The 16,379-nt window shown below is 72.5% G+C and carries 13 protein-coding genes and 2 tRNA genes; 6 read left to right on the top strand and 9 right to left on the bottom strand.

The window, feature by feature from the left end:
- Positions 1-79: 79 nt before the first annotated feature.
- The 4 genes from ACZ3KJ_RS06080 to ACZ3KJ_RS06095 form a co-directional block, all read right to left on the bottom strand.
- Entirely contained in the window at positions 80-961 is an 882-nt protein-coding gene (locus ACZ3KJ_RS06080) for a GNAT family N-acetyltransferase (RefSeq protein WP_467525006.1), read from the bottom strand.
- Positions 962-1,299: 338 nt separating this feature from the next.
- Positions 1,300-1,374 (bottom strand) — tRNA-Trp (locus ACZ3KJ_RS06085).
- Positions 1,375-1,855: 481 nt separating this feature from the next.
- A tRNA-Ser gene (locus ACZ3KJ_RS06090) sits at positions 1,856-1,942 on the bottom strand.
- A 106-nt stretch (positions 1,943-2,048) separates the two neighbouring features.
- Positions 2,049-3,632: a S1C family serine protease gene (locus ACZ3KJ_RS06095; RefSeq protein ID WP_467525007.1), complete on the bottom strand. Its 1,584-nt coding sequence runs from the start codon at positions 3,630-3,632 to the stop codon at positions 2,049-2,051.
- Positions 3,633-3,943: 311 nt separating this feature from the next.
- On the opposite strand from ACZ3KJ_RS06095, the gene ACZ3KJ_RS06100 reads away from it, so the two are divergent.
- The 3 genes from ACZ3KJ_RS06100 to ACZ3KJ_RS06110 all read left to right on the top strand — a co-directional run bounded on the left by ACZ3KJ_RS06100 (position 3,944) and on the right by ACZ3KJ_RS06110 (position 6,776).
- Entirely contained in the window at positions 3,944-4,765 is an 822-nt protein-coding gene (locus ACZ3KJ_RS06100; protein ID WP_467525008.1) for a glycerophosphodiester phosphodiesterase, read from the top strand.
- A 283-nt stretch (positions 4,766-5,048) separates the two neighbouring features.
- Positions 5,049-5,600 (top strand): ATP-binding protein, encoded by a 552-nt coding sequence (locus ACZ3KJ_RS06105; protein WP_389518921.1) that lies wholly within the window; start codon positions 5,049-5,051, stop codon positions 5,598-5,600.
- 210 nt (positions 5,601-5,810) lie between these two features.
- The gene (locus tag ACZ3KJ_RS06110; protein ID WP_467525009.1) at positions 5,811-6,776 is read left to right on the top strand and encodes a DUF5926 family protein; all 966 of its coding nucleotides are present in this window, start codon (positions 5,811-5,813) and stop codon (positions 6,774-6,776) included.
- A 276-nt stretch (positions 6,777-7,052) separates the two neighbouring features.
- Here the strand turns inward: ACZ3KJ_RS06110 and ACZ3KJ_RS06115 are convergent, their stop codons facing one another.
- Both ACZ3KJ_RS06115 and ACZ3KJ_RS06120 read right to left on the bottom strand, forming a co-directional pair.
- The gene (locus tag ACZ3KJ_RS06115) at positions 7,053-7,589 is read right to left on the bottom strand and encodes a hypothetical protein (RefSeq protein ID WP_467525751.1); all 537 of its coding nucleotides are present in this window, start codon (positions 7,587-7,589) and stop codon (positions 7,053-7,055) included.
- Between the two features lie 394 nt (positions 7,590-7,983).
- A complete protein-coding gene (locus tag ACZ3KJ_RS06120; RefSeq protein WP_389518924.1) occupies positions 7,984-8,649 on the bottom strand; it encodes a bifunctional DNA primase/polymerase in 666 nt (221 codons plus the stop codon).
- Between the two features lie 512 nt (positions 8,650-9,161).
- Between ACZ3KJ_RS06120 and ACZ3KJ_RS06125 the strand changes: the two genes are divergently transcribed.
- Together ACZ3KJ_RS06125 and ACZ3KJ_RS06130 are read left to right on the top strand one after the other, a co-directional pair.
- Positions 9,162-10,667: a PP2C family protein-serine/threonine phosphatase gene (locus ACZ3KJ_RS06125; RefSeq protein WP_467525753.1), complete on the top strand. Its 1,506-nt coding sequence runs from the start codon at positions 9,162-9,164 to the stop codon at positions 10,665-10,667.
- Between the two features lie 180 nt (positions 10,668-10,847).
- The gene (locus ACZ3KJ_RS06130) at positions 10,848-12,338 is read left to right on the top strand and encodes an aminopeptidase P family protein (RefSeq protein ID WP_467525010.1); all 1,491 of its coding nucleotides are present in this window, start codon (positions 10,848-10,850) and stop codon (positions 12,336-12,338) included.
- 313 nt (positions 12,339-12,651) lie between these two features.
- On the opposite strand, the gene ACZ3KJ_RS06135 is transcribed toward ACZ3KJ_RS06130, so the two are convergent.
- From ACZ3KJ_RS06135 to ACZ3KJ_RS06145, 3 genes are all read right to left on the bottom strand, one after another.
- Entirely contained in the window at positions 12,652-13,485 is an 834-nt protein-coding gene (locus tag ACZ3KJ_RS06135; RefSeq protein ID WP_467525011.1) for a triphosphoribosyl-dephospho-CoA synthase, read from the bottom strand.
- Between the two features lie 9 nt (positions 13,486-13,494).
- Complete coding sequence (locus ACZ3KJ_RS06140) at positions 13,495-14,463, bottom strand: intradiol ring-cleavage dioxygenase (RefSeq protein ID WP_467525013.1); 969 nt, start codon at positions 14,461-14,463, stop codon at positions 13,495-13,497.
- 178 nt (positions 14,464-14,641) lie between these two features.
- Positions 14,642-15,106 (bottom strand): ATP-binding protein, encoded by a 465-nt coding sequence (locus ACZ3KJ_RS06145; protein WP_389518929.1) that lies wholly within the window; start codon positions 15,104-15,106, stop codon positions 14,642-14,644.
- Positions 15,107-15,467: 361 nt separating this feature from the next.
- On the opposite strand from ACZ3KJ_RS06145, the gene ACZ3KJ_RS06150 reads away from it, so the two are divergent.
- On the top strand, positions 15,468-16,319 hold the full coding sequence (locus ACZ3KJ_RS06150) for a hypothetical protein (protein ID WP_467525015.1): 852 nt from the start codon (positions 15,468-15,470) through the stop codon (positions 16,317-16,319).
- The last annotated feature ends 60 nt before the right edge of the window (positions 16,320-16,379 follow it).

A 16,379-nucleotide genomic window follows, 5' to 3' on the forward strand; every position in this document is an offset into this window, starting at 1 on the left:
CACGCCCCCGCCCGCCGCACCGGAACCGGCCTGCGCGGCCCGTTCACGGTGCTGACGGGGTCCGAGTGGGCGGCCCCGCTCAACCGACGTCCGGTGCGGTGTACGAGAAGTCGTACGCCGCCCAGTCGCTAAGTGTGCGATAACCGAGGCGCTGGTAGAGGGCGTTGCTGGTGGGGTTGGCCTGGTCCGCGAAGAGGACGACGTCCCTCGCGCCCGCGGCCAGCGCGGCCCGGCTCACCTCCGCCGTCACGGCGCCGGCGTAGCCGCGACCGCGCAGGTGGGCCGGGGTGTAGACGATGTCCACCTGGATCTGGCCACCGATCAACGGGTTCATGCCCGCGATGGAGACGGGCGTGCCGTCCGGGGTCTCCCAGAGCGTGTAGCGCTTGTCGGCGAAGCGCGTGTCGGCCCACGTGTCGGCGTCGATGGAGACGTCCTCCCCGACGGCCTTGGCGAACTCGCCGCACCAGAACATGACTTGTTCGAGGTCCTGCTCGCCCAGGACACGGCCCCGGCCCGCCGGCAGCGGCTCGGGTGGGGTGAGCGTGCCGAGGCGGTACAGACGGAGTCTCGTGTCACGGAGTTCGGGCGTCGCCCCGGTGTGCCGCTGCCACGCCTCGGCGAAAGCGGTGGCGGTGCTGTGGTCCGCGCCGACGGAGGGAAGGACGTGGCCGAGGGCGGCCAGGCGAGCGGCGAGCGAGTCGGCCTGATCGGGTGAGAGAGGGGAGAGGCCCACCCCGCGGGGCGGAAGGTAGTGGAAGGTGGCGCGGACCTCGCCCGCTCGCTCCAGCGCGCCGAAGACAGGAGCTCCGGTGCCGAACGCCTCCGCCCCACGCGCTCGTACTCTCTCGGCCCACGTCAGCTGCATGACGTGCGGGCCCGGCCGTGAGCGCAGGAAGTCCCCGGCTCGGGCGAGGAAGTCGTTCACGTCGTCGGTGAGGTGCCAGTCATCCGGTCGCATGGTCCATGATTTCGTACACCACAGGCCCGCGCCCCTGATTTCCCCTTCGCGACGGACCCACCTCACGGCGAGACAGGCCCACGTGGAAGGGGTGCCCCTCCGGAGAGAGACACCCCTTCGGCCACTCGGGCAGGCCCGCCTCGTCCCCGCCCGACTGCGGCGGAGTAGGTAGTGCATACCAGCGCCGGATCGTTCACGTGGTCGGCTCCCCCACCGACACGTTGCACGCCTCGGGCCGGATCGGCACTCTGGCTAGAAGGCTCCGAAGCACAGCAACTCGGCAAAGTCGCAAGCCTCCGGCATTGCACCTCACGTCAACGGTAGGACGGGCGGGAAGGCAGAACCGGCCGGATTCGAACCGGCGTCCTCGCGATTTTGGAGACCGCGCGCGACGACCTCTGCGCTACGGCTCCGCCCCGTCCGTCATCCTATGGACTCCCGCTGCCGTCAAAGGTTCCGTGCCCCTACCGTGCCGATCGGACAGGAACTTGTTCCACGCGCTGGCCACAGCATCGCAGTCCTGTTCCGCTTCTACGCCAACGCGCTCCACCGCAATCAGCAGCGCGCGCGAACGAAGAGATCGAGAGGGCCTTGGAGGCTGACGACGGCGAATAGACCGGGCGGCACTCCGACCAAAGGCGCCAGCAGCCTCACCCCTACCAGGGTGAGGCTGGCGCGCCTCTCGCTGTCCTGGGCATGGTCCACGCTTTGGACCGCACTAGGCCGCTGACCAGCGGGTTCCCGGCCTCGGTCAGCCGATTTCCGGTCCACGCCTGGTCCACACGCACTGATCCAGAACGCGACACGGCCGGATCAACGTGAGACAGGCTCCATGCAGAAGGGGTGCCCCTCAGTGAGAGGCACCCCTTCTGACCTGCGACGCTTCTACCTGCGCGGAGGCGGTGGGATTTGAACCCACGGTGACATCGCTGCCACGACGGTTTTCAAGACCGTTCCCTTCGGCCGCTCGGGCACGCCTCCCCGCGCCGTGGGTGGTCCGCGGCGCGGGGACAAGAGTAACGGGTGGGCACGTGCGCGTGTGGTTCGGTCGTGGCCGGACCGGGGAGCTACGCGCGCGTGGGCCGGATCAGCTGTCGCCCTCGCGGGAGCCGAGGGTGAGTTCCACGGTGTGGGACTTGCCGTCGCGCTCGTAGGTGATGGTGACCTTGTCGCCGGGCTGGTGGGTCCAGATCTCGCCGATCAGGGTCGGGCCGCTGTCGATGACCGTGTCGTCGAGCTTGGTGATGACGTCGCCGGGCTCGAGGCCGGCCTTGTCGGCGGGGCCGCCCGACTCGACCGCGGCGGAGCCGCTCTGGCCCTCGTCGGTGATCTTCGCGCCGCCCGCGGTGTCCTCCAGGGAGACGGAGGCGCCGATCTTGGCGTAGACGGGCTCGCCCGTCTCGATCAGCTGCTGGGCGACGTACTTGGCCTGGTTGATCGGGATGGCGAAGCCCAGGCCGATCGAGCCGGACTGGCTGGTGCCGCCCATACCGCCGCTGCCGGTGGACTGGATCGCGGAGTTGATGCCGATGACGTTGCCCTTGGCGTCCAGCAGCGGGCCGCCGGAGTTGCCCGGGTTGATGGACGCGTCCGTCTGCAGGGCGCTCATGTAGGAGGAGGAGCTGCCGGTGCCGTCGGACGACGCCACCGGGCGGTTCTTCGCGCTGATGATGCCCGTCGTCACCGTGTTGGACAGGCCGAAGGGCGCACCGATCGCGATGGTGGAGTCGCCGACGGCGACCTTGTCGGAGTCGCCCAGCGTCAGGGGCTTCAGGTCCGAGGGGGCGTTCTTGAGCTTGATGACCGCCACGTCGTAGCCCTGGGCGTGTCCGACGACCTCGGCGTCGTACTTCTTGCCGCTCGGGAAGGTGGCCGTGACCTTGCCGCCGTCGACCGCGTCGGCCACCACGTGGTTGTTGGTGACGATGTGGCCCTGGGTGTCGAAGACGAAGCCGGTGCCGGTGCCGCCCTCACCGCTGCTGGACTCGGCCTCGATGGTGACCGTGCTGGGCAGCGCGGTGGCGGCGACCGCGGCGACCGTGCCGGGGTCGCGCTTGACCGAGCCGCCGCTGTCGGAGGCGGAGACGGTGGTGGAGCCGGAGTCGTCGTCGTTCTTGGCGAGGGTGTAGCCGAGACCACCGCCCAGGCCGCCGGCGACCAGCGCGGCCACCAGGACCGCGGCGGCCAGCGCGCCGCGCCCGCGACGGGCCTTGGGGGGAGCGGGCTGCTGGTAGGCGGCACCCCAGACCGGCTCACCGGCGGCGTGGGCCGCGTGGTCGGAGGGGGCTGCGTGGTCGAAGTGCGCGGTGGGGCCGGTGGGGGCGGTGGGGGCGACGTGATCGGGGTGGCCGGGCTGCTCGGGGTGGCCGGGCTGCCCCGGATTCCCGCCGAGGCCGTCGGCGTACGGCGGAGTGGCCGGCGGCTGGGGCGGCGGCCAGTGGGCCTCCGGCGCGGACGAGCCGGGCGCGGCGGCACCCTGGGGAACCGTGGGCGGAGGCCAGTCACCCCGCGGCGCGCCGGTGTCGGGCACGGGCGGCTGCGCCTGCGGCGGCTGCTGTGCCTGGGACTGCGGTTGGGGGGCGGCCGAGGGAGAATCCACCGGCACGGGGGGTGCGGACGGGGCCGGGGGAACCGTGGTGCCCTCGTTGGTGCCCTCGTTCTCGGTGCTCACAGCTCTTCTCCTCGATCCACGGCTGTTGTCCTCGGTCGCACTCGGTCACGCTCGTTCACGCTTTTCGTCGACCCGGCGCGCTGCAGCTGTGCATGTGCTTTTGTACGTCTCAGCTTTTCCCACGGGCCGTCAGAGCACCATAAGCGGTGGCTGTGGGTTCATGGCCATTCTTTACATGGGGCAATATTCTGCAATTCGGGCACTTCATCAGAACATCTCAGGCGGTTCTCAGAGGGTTCTCAGAAGACCGGTCCCCGATGCCCGCATTCCTTCGCCGGACGCGTACCCCGCCCCGGTGGCACCATGACGCGGTGACCCACGCACGGCAGCAGCACATGATCCAGGTCGTCGCCCACCGAGGAGCCTCCGAAGAGGCCCCCGAGCACACTCTGGCCGCCTACCGGAAAGCGATCGAGGACGGTGCGGACGCCCTCGAATGCGACGTACGGCTGACCGCGGACGGCCATCTGGTCTGTGTGCACGACCGCCGGATCAACCGTACGTCCAACGGCCGCGGCGCCGTCTCCGCCCTGGAGCTCGCCGACCTCGCGGCCCTCGACTTCGGCTCCTGGAAAGCACGGGACGCGCGCGAGGAGCCCGACTGGGAGGTCCGGCCCGAGGACCGCGAGGAGACCTCCGTACTGACCCTGGAGCGGCTGCTGGCGCTCGTCGCCGACGCGGGGCGGCGGGTCGAGCTCGCCATCGAGACCAAGCACCCGACCCGCTGGGCCGGACAGGTGGAGGAACGGCTGCTGCTCCTGCTGAAGCGGTTCGGCCTGGACGCGCCGGCCACGCCGGCCGAGTCCCCGGTGCGGGTCATGAGCTTCTCGGCCCGCTCCTTGCACCGCGTGCGGAGCGCCGCGCCGACGCTGCCGACCGTCTACCTGATGCAGTTCGTCTCGCCCCGGCTGCGCGACGGACGGCTGCCCGCGGGCGTGGGGATCGCGGGCCCGTCGATCCGGATCGTGCGCAGCCACCCCGCCTACGTGCGGCGGCTGAAGCGGGCCGGCCACCAGGTGCACGTGTGGACGGTGAACGAACCGGAGGACGTCGACCTCTGCGTCGAGCTGGGTGTCGACGCCATCATCACCAACCGCCCGCGCGCGGTGCTGCACCGGCTGAACAGGGGCTGAGACGAGCGGCCCGGCGACGGGGGAATACCTCCGAGAGAAACCACAGAAGTCGCACAAGTCCCTCTCAGACCCCTTGACCACACTGGCCACCTGAAGGATCCTCCGTTATCAGCCATACCGAAAAAATCCAGCCACCGCAGACCGTGCCGTCACGGGGAGTGCTCCGGCGCGTTCGGTCCGTATTCGATCGTCGCGAGTGCCCCACAGCACATGGATTGGCCGGTTTCCGGTACAGGCCAATGGGGCATCCACACCGTGGCGTGGGGCGAAGGAGGTCTCGGGGGTGGCGTTGGTGGTGGCACAGGAGGTGCCCACGTCGTCAAGCATGGCCGTACCCCATGGCCCTGCGGGCGTGGGGAAGGCGAGACACCGCATGCGCGACCAACTGCGCAGGGGCGGGGTGCCGGAAGCGGTCATCGACGACGCCGTACTGATCCTGTCGGAGCTTCTGAGCAACGCGTGCAAGCACGGCCGGCCCCTGGGCGACGCCCTCGCCGGGGACGGTGACGTGCGGGCCGCCTGGCGCGTGGATCCCGGCGGCCGCCTGGTCGTCGAGGTGACCGACGGCGGCGGTCCGACCCGGCCGGCCCCGGCGACCCCGTCGGTCACCGCGCACGGCGGCCGCGGACTCAACATCATCACGGCACTGTCCGACGACTGGGGCGTCCGCGACGACGCCCGGGGCGAGGTCACCGTGTGGGTCGTCGTCCACGACGACGTGCACGACCCCGACGCCGGCGGACGACGCGACGACTTCGCCTCCCGGATCACGGCCCCCGCAGTGGTGTCGATCCCCGGCCTGGACTTCGCGGACGTGTTCGACGATCTGGACTGACGGCCCGGACCGACGGCATGGACCGGCGGCATGGGCTGGCGGCATGGGCCGCCAGCCCGGCCCAGAGGCCGTCTCAGGGCCATCCGCAGTCACCTCCGGGCACTCTCCCGGGTCCACGAGCCCGTCCGTTGTCCACAGGTTCCCGTGACGGAGCGGACGAGCGGCTAGGCTCCCGCCGTACCAGACGAGCCGTACCCGGGAGACACCCAGATGGCCAAGAAGCGACCCCAGACGAAGGCCGGCCGGCCGCAGATCACCGACGGGGAGATCCCGGTCGTCGGTGCCCGGGAGCCCTGCCCCTGCGGCAGCGGCCGCCGCTACAAGGCCTGTCACGGCCGGGCCGCCGCGCACGCCGTCACCGAGCTGGTGCAGCGTCCGTTCGAGGGCCTGCCGGGCGAGTGCGACTGGGTGGCGCTGCGCGAACTGGTCCCGGCCGCCACCGTCGAGCTGACGCTCAAGGACGGACTGCCCGAGGGCGTCCCGTCGGTCACGCTCGCCACGGTCCTGCCGATGGCCTGGCCCGCGCTGCGCCGCGACGACGGCTCCGTCCTGCTCGGTCTCCAGAACGACACGGCGTCGGGCGACCTCAGCCGCGACCTCGCCGACACGCTCCAGCGCGCCCTCGAGGCGCAGCCCGGCACGCCCGTGCAGGGCCGCCGCGCTCCGGCCGACGGCCCGCGGATGCAGGACCTGCTCGACCCCGAAGGCGCGTTCGAGCCAGTTGTGCACGCCGGCTTCGAGTTCTGGGTGCCGGATCCGGAGAACGCCACGCCGGAGGTGTCCGCCTCCCTGGAGCGGGCCAACGCGGCGGCGATCCCGACCGTGAAGCTGACCGGCGTGGACGCCGCCTACTGGTGCGAGACGCCGGAGAAGAACCACCTGCGCTGGGTCATGCCGCACGCGGAGGAGCGGCTTCTGGACGCCCTCGCGCGGCTGCACGCGGCGGGCCGTTCGAGCCTCGGCGAGGGCACCCGTCTGGTGGGCTCCTTCCGGGCGCACGGCCTGACGGTGCCGGTCTGGGACCTGCCGAGCGGGGTCTCGGCCGATGACGTGGAGAAGCCGGCCGCGGAGTTCGCCGAGCGTCTCGCCACCGCCCTGGCCTCGGACGCTCCGCTCACCGCCGACGAGCGCCGCGCGCGCGGCGGTCTGACCAACCGACAGGTGACGCTCAGCTGAACCGTGGTCCCGGACACCGGCGTGCTGACCGACCGGTCAGCACGTCACTACGGCCGGCCGGCGTGACTCCGCTCACAACTACCGGGCGACCAGGGCGAGTCGAGGCCGGAAGCGGCCATCTTCCGGTGTCCGGAAAGGTAATGAAGACAAGAGATCGAATTTGCCTGGGGCCGATCTCTTGTTACCGTTCCAGTAGCCCGGTTGCTGGTGCATCCCCCGTCGCCAGCAACCGGGTCTTTGCATGCCCGCGCACGCCGTCACGGCAGCCGCCCGGCCTCAACTTCCCTTGGCCTCCGCCATGTTGCCGAACGAGTGGCTGGACGCGTCGCCCGCCGCGTCGCCCGCCGCGTTGCTGCCGGACCGCAACAGCAGCGGCCCGGCGCCGGCCGCCGCGGCGAACTCCGCGACCGCGGTGTAATCCGTCGGCCGGCCCCGGAGTCGCTCGCGGGGCGTCTCACAGGTCCCCGGCTCGTCGTCGGCGCCCACCGCACAACGCATCCGCACCGTACGCCCCTGGGGTCCCATGAAGCTCAGAACGGCGTCCAGGAACCGGCCGGTCGCGTTGCGGTAGTACGTGCGCGCCCATGTCTCCTCGCCCTGGACCAGCACGCAGGTCTGTGCCTCGACACCGTCGGGGGAGCTGAGTTCGGGACCGCAGCGGGCCGCGGTGGCCAGGCCGTGGCCGAGCAGCAGGGGAGAGCGGGACGGACCGGCGGGGGCCGCCTTGGCGTCCGCGCGGGAGTCCGCCTCCGTACGGCGCCCGTCCTCCGCTCCCGTTCGACCCTCCGCTGCGATTCCACGGTCACCGTCCACATCGCGGACGTCGCCGTCCGCACGGTGGTCACCACCATCCCTGCCCCGGTCGCTGTCCGTCCCCCGGTCGATGTCCACGCCCCGGTCGCCGTCCGTGGACCGGTCGCCGTCCGTGGCCGGGTCGCCGTCCGTACCGCCGCCGGCACCCGTACGGTTCTCGGCATCCGTACGGCTCTCGACGCCCGTACGGCTCTCGGTCACCGCACCGCGGTCGGTCACCGCGGGCAGCCGCACCGCCGGCCCCCCGCCGTCCCCCACGGACCCCGCGGACGCCATGGCCAGAGGAAGTGCGACCGCGCACACCACAGCGCCCCCGAGGGCGAGCAGACGAATATTCATGGAGCGGAAGATAACGAGCGAAGTCGGGCGTCCCCTCCGCGCACGCCCGACACCCTCACAACTCGGGCGCGCTCACACCCGTACGAGTGAGGACGTCGACGACCGCGTCCACCACGGCCTCCACGTCGGGCACCCAGGGCGAGGCCGAGCCGGGCAGCGGGGCCCGCTCCCAGCGGATCTCCCCCTGGCCGGTCTCGGACGGGGGCAGGGCGAGATAGCCGCCCTCGCCGTGGAAGCGCAGGGAGCCCGGCACGAAGTCCTTGGCGTACAGCAGCTCGCCCAGCTGCTCCATCGAGTAGGGCCGGACGAGGATCGCCCAGCGGGTGGGCGAGGCGACGACCGGGCCGAGCCGCATGCCCTGCCGGTCCAGCGCCACGAGCGCGCGGGAGCCGGCGAGGGCGGGCAGGCTGACCGCGCAGGGGGCCGTGCCCCCGGTGGCCAGGACGATCGGCGCCGTCGGGCGGTTGCTCCACCACCAGCGCACCATGCGGGCGTCGGTCGTGGCCGCGAGGAGGCCGGGGTCGAAGGGATGAGCGCCGGGCACCGAGCACTCCGGGTCGGGGCAGCCGCAGCGGGAACGTCCCTGCGGGTCCGCCGTCACACCCGGGAGCACGGGCCACTGCCATTCCGTCGCGAAGGTCAGGGCCGCGTCGATCAACTCAGGCCCCCCGTCGCTGCGCTGGGACAGGAGCCTGCGTCGCCTTCCGAGGATCTCGCGCATGAGCGCTCGTTCCTTTCCGTTGCACCGCTGGCAACACCGTGGGCCACATCACACCATGGGTCGATCACTTCACTGTGCGTACCTGTTGGCGCATCACACCCCTGTCATGGACAAGGGGAACCCCTGGGGTTCGATCGTCCGCTGCTTCCGCGGCCACTCCGTCCATACTGCGCCCACCTCGAACATGGGCATGGCGTGGGGTGGCGAAGTCTGGCGTTTTGCCGTGCGCGTGGTTCTCTCCGCCTCCGCCGCGGGAGGATGGGGCACGGTCGTCGATGGCTAAGACGCCCGGGTCGGTCACCAGGTTCCGGGTGGCTCCCGACGACCCCTGGTCCTTACCGAGTACGTACCCATCACGACCGCTGTGACGCTCCGTGGAGCAAGGCCAGTCGACCGCAATAACCGTTTACCCGAGGCAGTTTTAAGCCAACTTTGCTTTTTTGCAAGGGAGCCGGACCAACGTGCGCGACATCCCCACCGGTCCCACGGACACCAGCGATCCCCGCAGGACAATGCTGGACATCCCCTCACGAGTGCGTGTACATGTGGAGACACCGCCAGCGGCGCAGAATGACATGGGGGTCTGCGATGTTTTCGCGCAATACGCACCGGTCCGAGAGCCGGACGCCATGAACGCCCCTCACCCTTCGAAAGTGGCTGGAATCGACTCAACGGTTCCCTCTCCCGCACACACTGTCGCGCCCGCGCCCGTCGTCCCGGCCGCCCCACCGGCTCCCCCCGCCGCGGGAGCGCTCATCCAGGACCGCCTCGCCGGCTGGGTCTCGGACCTCACCACGCTCCACGAACTCACCGAGCGCCTGGCCAGGACGGACACCCTGACCGACGCCCTCCAGGAACTGCTGCACGCCGGAGCCGCCCTCGTGGGGGCCCGGCGCGGACTCGTCGTCCTGGAACCCCGCGACGGCCTCGGCCCGGACACCACGATCGGCCTCGGTCTGGGGCGCGCCGATCTCGGTCACATCGAGACCGTGCCGCGCAGCGCCCTGCCCTACGGCCGGATCCTCGACGGGCTGCCCGGTGGCGAGGACGGGATCGTCCAGCCCGACCTGTTCGCCGAGGACGGCCTGCACCCCCGCCACCGCGAGGTCGCCGCCCGCCTCGGCTACGCCGCCAGCTACGCCCTGCCCCTCACCGCCGGGAGCGCGGGCGGGCTGGGCGCCGCCGTGTGGCTGTACGACGAGCCCGCCGAACCGGTCGAGCGCCGGCGCCACCTGGCCCGTCTGTACGTCCGTCACGCCGCCGAGCACCTCGCCCGGATCGTCGAGGTGGAGCGCACGCGCGCGGCCATGGCGACGATGGTCGACGAGCTGCTGCCCTCGCGGCTGCCGAGGGTGGCCGGCGTCCAGCTCGCCGCCCGGCACCGCACCGGTCCGCGCGCGGGCGGCGACTGGTTCGACGCGCTGCCGCTGCCGGACGCGGCCCTGGGCCTCGCCGTCGGCTCGGTCAGCGGATCCGGGCCGAGCGCGGTCGCGGCGATGGGCCGGCTGCGCGCCTCCCTGAGGGCGTACGCCGTGATGGAGGGCGAGGACCCGGTCGCCGTCCTGTCCGACCTGGAGCTGCTGCTGCGGCTGACCGAGCCCGCCCGTTCCGCCACCGCCCTCTTCGCCTACTGCGAGCCCGAGCTGCGCAGGATCACCCTGGCCGGCGCCGGCCACTGCCCGCCGCTGCTCGTCGGCGCGCGGCGCACGGAGTTCGTCGAGACCTCCGTCTCCGCGCCGCTCGGCATGCTCGCCTGCTGGGAGGCGCCGAGCTCGGAGCTGGAGACGGAGGCCGGCGAGACCGTCCTGCTCTACACCGACGGGCTGCTGCACCGCACCGGCGACCCCGTCGACCGGGCCTTCGCCCGGCTGCACGCGGCCGCCGCCGGCGTCCCCAGGCCGCTTCGGCACGACCCCGGCGCCATCGCCGACCACGTCCTGCGGACGGTGCTGCCCGACGGGCAGGACGCCACGGGCGGCGCGGAGGACGTCGTCCTGCTGGCGGCGCGCTTCGAGTAGGGCGCCGCCGGCCGGCCCCTGCCAGCCGGAGCGGCCGGACAGCGGGACAGCCGGACAGCGGGAAGCGGGAGCAACCGCACCGCCGAGGCACCCGGACCGCCGGGGTAACAGGTACTCGGGCCCTGGGCCCCCTTCTGTACGACCGTACGATGGAGGGGGCCCAGTGCCGTACCTAGGAGGATGAACGTGGCAGAAGAGCTCATTCCGGAGACCCCGGAAGCTGTTCTGGACGATGCCGCCGCCGACGCGGGCGAGCAGCCGATCAAGCAGCGCAAGAACGGCCTGTACCCGGGCGTGTCCGACGAGCTCGCCGAGAACATGAAGTCCGGCTGGGCCGACACGGAGCTGCGGGACCTGGAGCCGATCCCCCAGGCCGCCGAGACCGCCGTCCGCCGTGCCGCACTCTCCGCGCGCTTCCCGGGCGAGCGCCTCGTGATCCCCGCGGGCAACCTGAAGACCCGCTCGAACGACACGGAGTATGCCTTCCGCGCCTCCGTCGAGTACGCGTACCTCACCGGCAACCAGACCGAGGACGGCGTCCTCGTCCTGGAGCCGACGGGGGAGGGCCACAGCGCGACGATCTACCTGCTGCCGCGCTCCGACCGCGAGAACGGCGAGTTCTGGCTCTCCGGCCAGGGCGAACTGTGGGTCGGCCGCCGCCACTCCCTCACCGAGGCGGAGAAGCTGTACGGCCTCCCGGCCGCGGACGTGCGCGAGCTGCCCGACAGGCTCCGCGAGGCCACCGGCCCGGTGCGGGTCGTGCGCGGCCACGACGCCGGCATCGAGGCCGCGCTGACCGACAAGGTCACCGCCGAGCGCGACCAGGAGCTGCGCGTCTTCCTCTCCGAGGCCCGTCTGGTGAAGGACGACTTCGAGATCGGCGAGCTCCAGAAGGCCGTCGACTCGACGGTCCGCGGCTTCGAGGACGTGGTCAAGGTCCTCGACAAGGCGGAGGCGACCTCCGAGCGTTACATCGAGGGCACGTTCTTCCTCCGCGCGCGCGTGGAGGGCAATGACATCGGCTACGGCACCATCGCCGCGGCCGGCCCGCACGCCTGCACCCTGCACTGGGTGCGCAACGACGGGCCCGTGCGCTCGGGCGACCTGCTGCTGCTCGACGCGGGTGTGGAGACGCACACGTACTACACGGCCGACGTCACGCGCACGCTGCCGGTCAACGGCCGGTACAGCGAGATCCAGAAGAAGATCTACGACGCCGTCTACGACGCCCAGGAGGCCGGGATCGCGGCGGTCAAGCCCGGCGCGAAGTACCGGGACTTCCACGACGCCGCCCAGCGGGTGCTGGCCGAGCGGCTCGTGGAGTGGGGGCTCGTCGAGGGCCCCGTGGAGCGGGTGCTCGAGCTCGGTCTCCAGCGGCGCTGGACGCTGCACGGCACCGGGCACATGCTCGGCCTGGACGTCCACGACTGCGCCGCCGCGCGGACCGAGTCGTACGTGGACGGCGTGCTGGAGCCCGGCATGGTGCTGACGGTCGAGCCCGGACTGTACTTCCAGGCCGACGACCTGACCGTGCCCGAGGAGTACCGCGGGATCGGCGTCCGGATCGAGGACGACATCCTGGTGACGGAGGACGGGAACCGCAACCTGTCCGACGGGCTGCCGCGGCGCTCCGACGAGGTCGAGACCTGGATGGCGTCGCTCCGGGCCTGACGACGGGACGACAGGACGCGGGACGACGGGACGCAGGACGACGGCTTCGCGCCGGGCCTGATACGGGGACGATGGCCGGGTACTGCTGAGGTGCCCGGCCATCGCCGTGCCCGGCCATCGCCGTGCCCGGACAGGGCCGTGTCCGGCCGGCGCCGTGACCGGTGGCGCGGGCGGATGCGGAGGGCCTCGCGGTCGGACACCTCGGCGAGCACTGGCACTCGCCCGGCGAGGGCGCCGGGACACGCGGGAGCGGGCGGCCCGTTCGCAGGACCGCACGTCCCGGCGCGTTCCCGCGCGTCCCCGCCGGGCGGGATCAGGCAGCCCGTGCGGAGGTGTTCACCGGCAGCGCGTCCACGAACAGCGCCCCCGCCAGCAGTCCCGCGCTCCCCCGCGGGCTCCACGCGCGCGCGTGCAGGTCCGCGTCGAACGCCGACAGGGCCTCGCGGCCGGCCGCCGTCGCCGTACCGCCCGCTTCCAGGACGGCACGGGCGCCCGCCTGGACGTGCCGCAGGCCCGCCGGGCCGGCGGTGTGCAGGAGCTCGGTGTCCTGGAGGGTGGACATCACGGTGAGCAGCGCGTCGAGGCGGGCCTGGGGCTCGTCGGCGCCGGCGGTGCGGGCCTTGCCCAGGGCGTCCAGGGCCCGGCGGACGTGCGGGAAGCCGGCCCGGGCCTCGCCGCGGGCGCCGGCCGCGCCGTACTTCGCCGAGACCGTCGAGCCCCGCGACGGGCGCCGAGGGGCGGCCCGGTCGGTGTGGGCGGCGATGCGTTTGGCGGTGGCGGCGACCTCGGTGCCCCGCGCGCGGGGATCGAGGGCGGCCGCCGCGACCAGCAGACCCAGCGTCCACAGCGCGCCCCGGTGCCCGCCGCCGGCCAGCCCCACCGAGTGCTCGGTGCACCGCCCGATCGCGCCCAGCTCGGCGCGGAGCCGGGGCGTGGGTTCGCCGGTACGGCGGGCGGCGGCGGCCATGGCCGCGAGGCCGGGTGCCAACGCCTTGGCCGACCAGCGCAGGGCGCGGTGGTCGACGCGGGTGACGCGGGCGGAGAGATCGCGCGGGTCGGGCAACCCGGGCTTGGGGGCCAGGGCGAGCTGCCCGGTCAGCGCGGACACGGCGGCCTGTGCGAGCGCCTCGTCCTCACGGCTCGTCACGGCCATGTCCTACGACGACGAGGAGGACGTCGAGGCCGACGCCGAGCCCGAAGGGGCGTCGCTCGGCGGGGCGCCGGTCGGGGCGTCGCCCGGCGGCGTGCCGCCCTCGCCGCCACCGCCGCCGCTGCCCGCGCCGGTGTTCTCGGCGTCCGGGTCGATGCCGACGGTCAGGAACCCCTTGTACCCCTTGGACGGGTCGGCCTTCTTCACGGCCTTGAGGGTGAGCAGGCCGCTGGAGGCGCCCCCGTCGTCGTAGACCATGTCGTCGGCGAGCTTGGTGTACGTGCCGGAGTGCTTCGAGTACGGCTCCAGGGTGAAGATCTCCTGGGCGATGTCGTCGTCGAAGAAGAGCTGGCCGGTGTAGTTGACCTTGCCGCCCTCGTAGGTGCCGTCCTCCTTCTGGCCGCCGGTGTGCACCTTGAGGTGGATGTGGCAGGTGCGCGGCGTGTACCAGCCGGGGAAGATCGTCTCGAACTTGACGACCCCGTTGGCGTTGGCGATCTGGTAGCCGCGCAGGTAGGTGTCGTCGTCGGCGGTCGAGCCGTCCTCGCTCTCGGCGGGGGCCGAGCCGCCGGGGTTGGCGGTGGTGTAGCCGGAGTAGTAGCCCCAGGCGTCGCAGTGCCAGATCTCCACGGCCGCGCCCGGGACCGGGGTGCAGCCGTCGGTGGCGTCGACGACGGTCAGGCGCAGGGTGAGCGGGACGCCGCTCTTGCCCTCGGTGATGTCCTTGCGCACCAAGGCACCATCGAGGTAGTAGGGGCCCTCCGTGACGCTCGTCATCAGCGTCATGCAGCTGCTGCCGGTCGAGGTCGCCGAAGCCGACGCCGAGGCCGACGCGGTCGCCTCGCCCTCCGCGGCCGTGTCGGCGAACGCCGACTGGTAGCCGACGACGGCGAGCCCACCGGCGGCGGCCGTGCCGCCGGTCACCGCGAGGGCGCGGCGCCTGGTGATCGTCTTGTTCTCGTGGTTTCCCGTCATGCGGACGAACGTAGGAACGCCACCCGTCAGGGAGGTGGGGTGAGACTGTGAGCAAGCTGTGAGTGCTGTGGAACCTGAAGACGGCCGGCCGGCGTCGGCCATCTCGTCACACAGCCCGTCACGCAGCCTGTCAGGCAACCCGTCAGGCAACCCGTCAGACAGTCCGTCAGACAGTCCGTCAGACGGCCATCAGCGGAGCGCCCTTGCGCCACTTGAGCATCTTGTCGAAGCTCACCACGGCCCCGGTCCGCCCCGGCTTGTTGCTGATGTGGACGTGGTCGGCGAGCTCCTGGATGAGGAACAGGCCGCGGCCCGTCTCGTCGTCGGCGCCGGACACCTCGTAGGCCTGGAACGGGCGCACCTGCCGCTCGGCGGCGAAGCCCGGGCCGGAGTCGGCGACCTCGATGCGACACTTCTCGCCGTCGAGGTAGGCCGTGACGCGGTACGCCTCCGAACAGCCGCCGTGCGTGGCGCCCCCGCCGTGCTCGACGGCGTTGGCACAGGCCTCGCTGAGGGCGACGGAGAGGTCGTAGGAGACGTCCGGGTCGACACCCGCCGTCTCCATGGTGCCGAGCAACAGACGCCGGGCGAGGGGCACGCTCGCGGCGTCGCGCCGCAGATGGAGTGACCACCAGATGCTCATGCTCCAGCCTCCTGGCCGCGGCTCGACATACCGATAGGTATTGCCGCCCGGGCCCTTCGGTAAGCGCGGATTCCGCGTGATGCCGCCCATATGGGGGATGCGCCACGGCGCCGAATCGGTGTATGCGGGCCTTTGCGGGGCCCTGGAGTGGCGGTCTCACCGAGCCCTCCGAGCCCTCCGAGCCCTCCGAGCCCTCCGAGCCCTCCGATCCCGCTGGTCCCACTGGCCCCACTTGTCCCGCCGCGCACCCTCTCAGGCTGCACTTGCCCCAGGGATGACCAAAAGGTGATCTTCCGGACCACCGGCATGTTGTGGACCTGCCGTGTGGGCGCCGTAAGGCCAGTGGGATGATGAGGCCGCCATGACTGACCCCCACCGGCGCCCGGCGCGCTCCGGAGGTTCTCTCCGGCTGCTGCGGGCCGCGGTGTTCGCCGCGGTCTGCGTCGTGCTGGCCGGGGCCGGGCACTCGATGGCCGCTTGCGCCGCCGTTCCGCTGTGGACGCTGGGGGCGGGGTTCGCCGGGGCCCTCGCGGTCGTCGTGCCGCTCGCCGGACGTGAGCGTTCCCTTCCCGGCATCGCCGCGCTGCTCGCGGTGGGGCAGACCGTACTGCACACCCTGTTCGGACTGGGTCAGCACGGCACCGCGGCCGCGGCGTCGACCACGGCGGACGTCTCCGACGCCGCACTGGTCGAGCAGGCCGCACGGCTGCTGTGCGGCACGACGGCCGCGGCACTCAGCCCCGCCCAGGCGCAGCGGATCCTCGTCGAGGCGCGGGTCTACGGGAACGGCACCGGTACCGCGGCCGGCACCGGGAGCGGTGACGTCGGCATGAGTGCCATGCACCATCCCGCGGACGCCCTGTCCACGGCCGGCTCGTCGGTGTCGCTGCTGCCGTCCCTGCCGATGCTGCTCGGCCACGTCCTCGCCGCGGTGGCCGCCGGATGGCTGCTGCGGCGCGGCGACACCGCCCTGCTGCGGCTGATGGACCTGTCGGCGCACGGCGTCGCCGAAGGCGCGCTCGTACGGGCCCTGCGCGGGGCGCTCGCGCTGGTCCGCGCCCTGCTCGCGGGGCTGCCCGGGACGCCCGCGTGGTACCCGCGCACCCCGCGCACCGCCCCGTCCACGCCGCTCAAGCCGCCCGCCGAGGCACTCCAGCACACGGTGATCAGGCGAGGACCGCCGGCCGCCGCGCTCCTCGTCCTCGCTGCCTGACGCGACGCGACCCGTCACTCCACGACACACCGGGAGGGGCCGCCGTCGTGCGGCACGCGC

The organism is Streptomyces sp. NPDC003248 (genome assembly GCF_055563235.1).

Excerpts from the sequence above, each read along its gene's own strand:
- ACZ3KJ_RS06080 (WP_467525006.1), bottom strand. The coding sequence starts at position 961 with ATGCGACCGGATGACTGGCACCTCACCGACGACGTGAACGACTTCCTC.
- ACZ3KJ_RS06110 (WP_467525009.1), top strand. The coding sequence starts at position 5,811 with ATGGCCAAGAAGCGACCCCAGACGAAGGCCGGCCGGCCGCAGATCACC.
- ACZ3KJ_RS06120 (WP_389518924.1), bottom strand. The coding sequence starts at position 8,649 with ATGCGCGAGATCCTCGGAAGGCGACGCAGGCTCCTGTCCCAGCGCAGC.
- ACZ3KJ_RS06125 (WP_467525753.1), top strand. The coding sequence starts at position 9,162 with ATGCTGGACATCCCCTCACGAGTGCGTGTACATGTGGAGACACCGCCA.
- ACZ3KJ_RS06130 (WP_467525010.1), top strand. The coding sequence starts at position 10,848 with ATGAACGTGGCAGAAGAGCTCATTCCGGAGACCCCGGAAGCTGTTCTG.
- ACZ3KJ_RS06140 (WP_467525013.1), bottom strand. The coding sequence starts at position 14,463 with ATGACGGGAAACCACGAGAACAAGACGATCACCAGGCGCCGCGCCCTC.
- ACZ3KJ_RS06145 (WP_389518929.1), bottom strand. The coding sequence starts at position 15,106 with ATGAGCATCTGGTGGTCACTCCATCTGCGGCGCGACGCCGCGAGCGTG.
- ACZ3KJ_RS06150 (WP_467525015.1), top strand. The coding sequence starts at position 15,468 with ATGACTGACCCCCACCGGCGCCCGGCGCGCTCCGGAGGTTCTCTCCGG.